This window comes from Salinicola sp. MIT1003 (genome assembly GCF_001858555.1).
Classification (GTDB): Bacteria; Pseudomonadota; Gammaproteobacteria; order Pseudomonadales; family Halomonadaceae; genus Salinicola; species Salinicola salarius.
Genome location: NZ_MCAP01000035.1, coordinates 1 through 5,830, shown reverse-complemented (window position 1 = coordinate 5,830; position 5,830 = coordinate 1). Strand labels below are relative to the sequence as shown.

Annotated in this window: 2 tRNA genes and 3 rRNA genes; all 5 read right to left on the bottom strand. The window is 54.4% G+C overall.

Going from position 1 to position 5,830, the window contains the following annotated elements:
* Nucleotides 1-6 precede the first annotated feature (6 nt).
* The 5 genes from rrf to BC443_RS13130 all read right to left on the bottom strand — a co-directional run bounded on the left by rrf (nucleotide 7) and on the right by BC443_RS13130 (nucleotide 5,352).
* Nucleotides 7-121 (bottom strand): 5S ribosomal RNA (gene rrf, locus BC443_RS13150).
* Nucleotides 122-307: 186 nt separating this feature from the next.
* Nucleotides 308-3,199: ribosomal RNA gene (locus BC443_RS13145) — 23S ribosomal RNA — on the bottom strand.
* Between the two features lie 254 nt (nucleotides 3,200-3,453).
* Nucleotides 3,454-3,529, bottom strand: a tRNA-Ala gene (locus BC443_RS13140).
* Nucleotides 3,530-3,667: 138 nt separating this feature from the next.
* A tRNA-Ile gene (locus BC443_RS13135) sits at nucleotides 3,668-3,744 on the bottom strand.
* A 67-nt stretch (nucleotides 3,745-3,811) separates the two neighbouring features.
* A 16S ribosomal RNA gene (locus tag BC443_RS13130) occupies nucleotides 3,812-5,352 on the bottom strand.
* Together the 16S, 23S and 5S rRNA genes with 2 tRNA genes alongside form the textbook arrangement of a ribosomal RNA operon.
* Nucleotides 5,353-5,830: the final 478 nt, after the last annotated feature.

The window sequence follows — 5,830 nt, the reverse complement described above, 5'->3', positions numbered from 1 at the left end:
ATAGATGCCTGACGATGACCTACTCTCACATGGGGAGACCCCACACTACCATCGGCGCTGAGCGGTTTCACTACTGAGTTCGGCATGGATCAGGTGGTTCCCACTCGCTATGGTCGTCAGGCAAAACTGACGTCGGGATGCGTGGCGTGACTGCAATTCGCCCTCATCCCGACCGATTCGGATCATGCTGACCAAGACACGTCTCGCCTGCCTGCTCTTCAAGACAGGGCGTATCCAGTCTGTCGGTGATCATCACCGATCGCACGCGGTACGTCTCGTACCGGTGCCGTAAACCCCTTGGGGTTATATGGTCAAGCCTCACGGGGCATTAGTACACGTTAGCTCAACGCCTTGCAGCGCTTCCACACCGTGCCTATCAACCAGCTAGTCTTGCTGGACCCTTTAGGAGACTCGAAGTCTCGGGGAGATCTCATCTTGAAGAAGGCTTCCCGCTTAGATGCTTTCAGCGGTTATCCCGTCCGCACATAGCTACCCGGCGATGCCACTGGCGTGACAACCGGAACACCAGAGGTGCGTCCACTCCGGTCCTCTCGTACTAGGAGCAGCACTTCTCAAATCTCCAACGCCCACGGCAGATAGGGACCGAACTGTCTCACGACGTTCTAAACCCAGCTCGCGTACCACTTTAAATGGCGAACAGCCATACCCTTGGGACCGACTTCAGCCCCAGGATGTGATGAGCCGACATCGAGGTGCCAAACACCGCCGTCGATGTGAACTCTTGGGCGGTATCAGCCTGTTATCCCCGGAGTACCTTTTATCCGTTGAGCGATGGCCCTTCCATACAGAACCACCGGATCACTAGAACCTACTTTCGTACCTGCTCGACGTGTCTGTCTCGCAGTTAAGCACCCTTATGCTCTTGCACTCAATGCACGATTTCCAACCGTGCTGAGGGTACCTTCGTGCTCCTCCGTTACGCTTTCGGAGGAGACCGCCCCAGTCAAACTACCCACCACACACTGTCCTCACACCGGATCACGGTGCCAAGTTAGAACGCCAATGATGCCAGGCTGGTATTTCAAGGTTGGCTCCACCCGAACTGGCGTCCGGGTTTCCAAGCCTCCCAGCTATCCTACACAAGCAACATCAGCGTCCAGTGTGAAGCTATAGTAAAGGTTCACGGGGTCTTTCCGTCTAGCCGCGGGTACACAGCATCTTCACTGCGATTTCAATTTCACTGAGTCTCGGGTGGAGACAGCGTGGCCATCATTACGCCATTCGTGCAGGTCGGAACTTACCCGACAAGGAATTTCGCTACCTTAGGACCGTTATAGTTACGGCCGCCGTTTACCGGGGCTTCGATCAAGAGCTTCGCCCGAGGGCTAACACCATCAATTAACCTTCCGGCACCGGGCAGGCGTCACACCCTATACGTCCGCTTACGCGTTAGCAGAGTGCTGTGTTTTTAATAAACAGTTGCAGCCACCTGGTATCTTCGACCGGTTCGAGCTCGGGACGCGAGGTCCTTCACCCTAAGCCGGCGCACCTTCTCCCGAAGTTACGGTGCCATTTTGCCTAGTTCCTTCACCCGAGTTCTCTCAAGCGCCTTGGGATTCTCACCCTGACCACCTGTGTCGGTTTGGGGTACGGTCGCATGTGATCTGAAGCTTAGAGGCTTTTCCTGGAAGCGTGGCATCGATGACTTCCGGACCGTAGTCCGTTCGTCTCGTCTCTCGGCCTTGAGGACCCGGATTTGCCTAAGCCCTCAGCCTACTGACTTTCACCAGGACAACCAACGCCTGGCTCACCTAGCCTTCTTCGTCCCCCCATCGCAATCACATCCGGTACGGGAATATTAACCCGTTTCCCATCGACTACGCCTTTCGGCCTCGCCTTAGGGGCCGACTCACTCTGCTCTGATTAGCATAGAACAGAAAACCTTGGTCTTCCGGCGGGGGAGTTTTTCACTCCCCTTGTCGTTACTCATGTCAGCATTCGCACTCGTGATATCTCCAGCATGCTTCTCAACACACCTTCGCAGACTTACACGACGCTCCTCTACCGCTCATCCAGAGGATGAACCCGTAGCTTCGGCATCTGGTTTGAGCCCCGTTACATCTTCCGCGCAGGCCGACTCGACTAGTGAGCTATTACGCTTTCTTTAAAGGATGGCTGCTTCTAAGCCAACCTCCTAGCTGTCTATGCCTTCCCACATCGTTTCCCACTTAACCAGAATTTGGGGGCCTTAGCTGACGGTCTGGGTTGTTTCCCTTTTCACGACGGACGTTAGCACCCGCCGTGTGTCTCCCACGCTCTACTCACCGGTATTCGGAGTTTGCCTCGGGTTGGTAACCCGGGATGGGCCCCTAGCCGAAACAGTGCTCTACCCCCGGCGGTAATACGTGAGGCGCTACCTAAATAGCTTTCGAGGAGAACCAGCTATCTCCGAGCTTGATTAGCCTTTCACTCCGATCCACAGCTCATCCCAGCATTTTTCAACATACTTGGGTTCGGGCCTCCAGTTGATGTTACTCAACCTTCACCCTGGCCATGGATAGATCGCCCGGTTTCGGGTCTATATCCAGCGACTGGTCGCCCAGTTAAGACTCGATTTCTCTACGCCTCCCCTATACGGTTAAGCTCGCCACTGAATATAAGTCGCTGACCCATTATACAAAAGGTACGCGGTCACAGAACGAGTCTGCTCCCACTGCTTGTACGCACACGGTTTCAGGATCTATTTCACTCCCCTCTCCGGGGTTCTTTTCGCCTTTCCCTCACGGTACTGGTTCACTATCGGTCAGCCAGGAGTATTTAGCCTTGGAGGATGGTCCCCCCATGTTCAGTCAGGGTTTCACGTGCCCCGACCTACTCGATTTCACACATTCAGGTTTTCGACTACGGGGCTATCACCCACTATGGCCGGCCTTTCCAGGCGCGTTCGTCTAACCAGTCACATGCTTAAGGGCTACTCCCCGTTCGCTCGCCGCTACTGGGGGAATCTCGGTTGATTTCTTTTCCTCGGGGTACTTAGATGTTTCAGTTCTCCCGGTTCGCTTCCCAACACCTATGGATTCAGTGTGGGATATCCAGCTTGTGCTGGATGGGTTTCCCCATTCGGAAATGTCCGGGTCGCAGGTTGTTTGCCACCTCACCGAACCTTATCGCAGGCTACAACGTCCTTCATCGCCTCTGGCTGCCAAGGCATCCACCGTGTGCGCTTAATCGCTTGACCATATAACCCGAAGGAGTCTGGTCAGTGATTAATCATTCGACAATTGCCGGATACGCTTGAGACGTATCTCGTTTGTTCTTCTCTAGAGAGAAGAACTGTCAGCATGATCCAAATTGTTAAAGAGCGTTTAGAGCGATAAGCTCTAAGCTGTAAGCTTGCTGTCACGAGTGTTTCATCGTCACGTCAAGCGTATAGCTTAAAACTTATGGTCAGACTGTCGGGTTGTGCTTGTCTCCCGGGTTGCCGCGAGAGAGTGGTGGAGCCTAGCGGGATCGAACCGCTGACCTCCTGCGTGCAAGGCAGGCGCTCTCCCAGCTGAGCTAAGGCCCCGGATAGACAGATCGTAAAAAGAACCAAGAAGACTTTCTCTTTTATTTGATCTGTTTAATTTTATTCAGATCGAGGCATTTCGGGGCGACGCATAGCCTGCTATGCGAGTCACGAAATAACGTGGAACTGGATAAAATTTGGTGGGTCTGGGCAGACTCGAACTGCCGACCTCACCCTTATCAGGGGTGCGCTCTAACCAACTGAGCTACAGACCCAAACAGTCTTGCTCTGGCCGATCAGGTAATTGATTGTGAGCGCTTGAACCACGCTAAGCTAATCGTTTAAGGAGGTGATCCAGCCGCAGGTTCCCCTACGGCTACCTTGTTACGACTTCACCCCAGTCATGAACCACACCGTGGTGATCGCTCTCCCGAAGGTTAAGCTAACCACTTCTGGTGCAGTCCACTCCCATGGTGTGACGGGCGGTGTGTACAAGGCCCGGGAACGTATTCACCGTGACATTCTGATTCACGATTACTAGCGATTCCGACTTCACGGAGTCGAGTTGCAGACTCCGATCCGGACTGAGGCCGGCTTTCTGGGATTCGCTCCACCTCGCGGTCTCGCAACCCTTTGTACCGGCCATTGTAGCACGTGTGTAGCCCTACCCGTAAGGGCCATGATGACTTGACGTCGTCCCCACCTTCCTCCGGTTTGTCACCGGCAGTCTCCTTAGAGTTCCCGACTTTACTCGCTGGCAAATAAGGACAAGGGTTGCGCTCGTTACGGGACTTAACCCAACATTTCACAACACGAGCTGACGACAGCCATGCAGCACCTGTCTCAGAGTTCCCGAAGGCACGAAGGCATCTCTGCCAACTTCTCTGGATGTCAAGGGTAGGTAAGGTTCTTCGCGTTGCATCGAATTAAACCACATGCTCCACCGCTTGTGCGGGCCCCCGTCAATTCATTTGAGTTTTAACCTTGCGGCCGTACTCCCCAGGCGGTCGACTTATCGCGTTAACTGCGCCACTAAGTCCTTAAAGGTCCCAACGGCTAGTCGACATCGTTTACGGCGTGGACTACCAGGGTATCTAATCCTGTTTGCTACCCACGCTTTCGCACCTCAGTGTCAGTGTCAGGCCAGAAGGCCGCCTTCGCCACTGGTATTCCTCCCGATCTCTACGCATTTCACCGCTACACCGGGAATTCTACCTTCCTCTCCTGCACTCTAGCCTGGCCGTTCCGGATGCCGTTCCCAGGTTGAGCCCGGGGCTTTCACAACCGGCGTGCCAAGCCACCTACGCGCGCTTTACGCCCAGTAATTCCGATTAACGCTCGCACCCTCCGTATTACCGCGGCTGCTGGCACGGAGTTAGCCGGTGCTTCTTCTGCGAGTGATGTCCTTCCTCTGGGGTATTAACCCAAAGGCTTTCTTCCTCGCTGAAAGTGCTTTACAACCCGAAAGCCTTCTTCACACACGCGGCATGGCTGGATCAGGCTTTCGCCCATTGTCCAATATTCCCCACTGCTGCCTCCCGTAGGAGTCTGGGCCGTGTCTCAGTCCCAGTGTGGCTGATCATCCTCTCAGACCAGCTACGGATCGTCGCCTTGGTAAGCCGTTACCTTACCAACTAGCTAATCCGACATAGGCTCATCCGATAGCGCGAAGTCCGAAGATCCTCCGCTTTCTCCCGTAGGACGTATGCGGTATTAGCGTGGGTTTCCCCACGTTATCCCCCACTACCGGGCAGATTCCTATGCATTACTCACCCGTCCGCCGCTCGCCACCAGGGAGCAAGCTCCCCGTGCTGCCGCTCGACTTGCATGTGTTAGGCCTGCCGCCAGCGTTCAATCTGAGCCATGATCAAACTCTTCAGTTTAAAGTCTGATAGTCCTTACTTCTCTCGTTCCGAAGAACGAGCATAAAAGCGGACCAAACTTGGTTCAAGGTCAAACGAATCTTGACGAGTCGCTTGCCTCGATATGTCATGACTGGCTGTCACGCGAGAACAAGCGCCCACATCAATTACCTGATCGATTGTTAAAGAGCGTCCCTACTCGAAGCGCTTTGCTTCTGCCGTCGGCCCCAAGTGCTTGTCAGCGCTTGTTTTCTTGGCCGCCGTAAGGAGTGGCGTATTTTAAGGATCTTGGCGGAGATGTCAACATCTTTTTTCGTTGAATCCCGCCGGCTCCGGTCAAACTGGGTGGAGCCGATCCTTCGAAGAACTGGGAAGCGATCTTACCGGCCTCACCGCTTTGCGTCAACCGATTTCTTCAATCAAATCAAACGCTTGGCTTTCTTCTCCGCTGCCTCCGAAACCCTGTCTCGGCGTCAGCGGATGCGTACTTTACGGACCA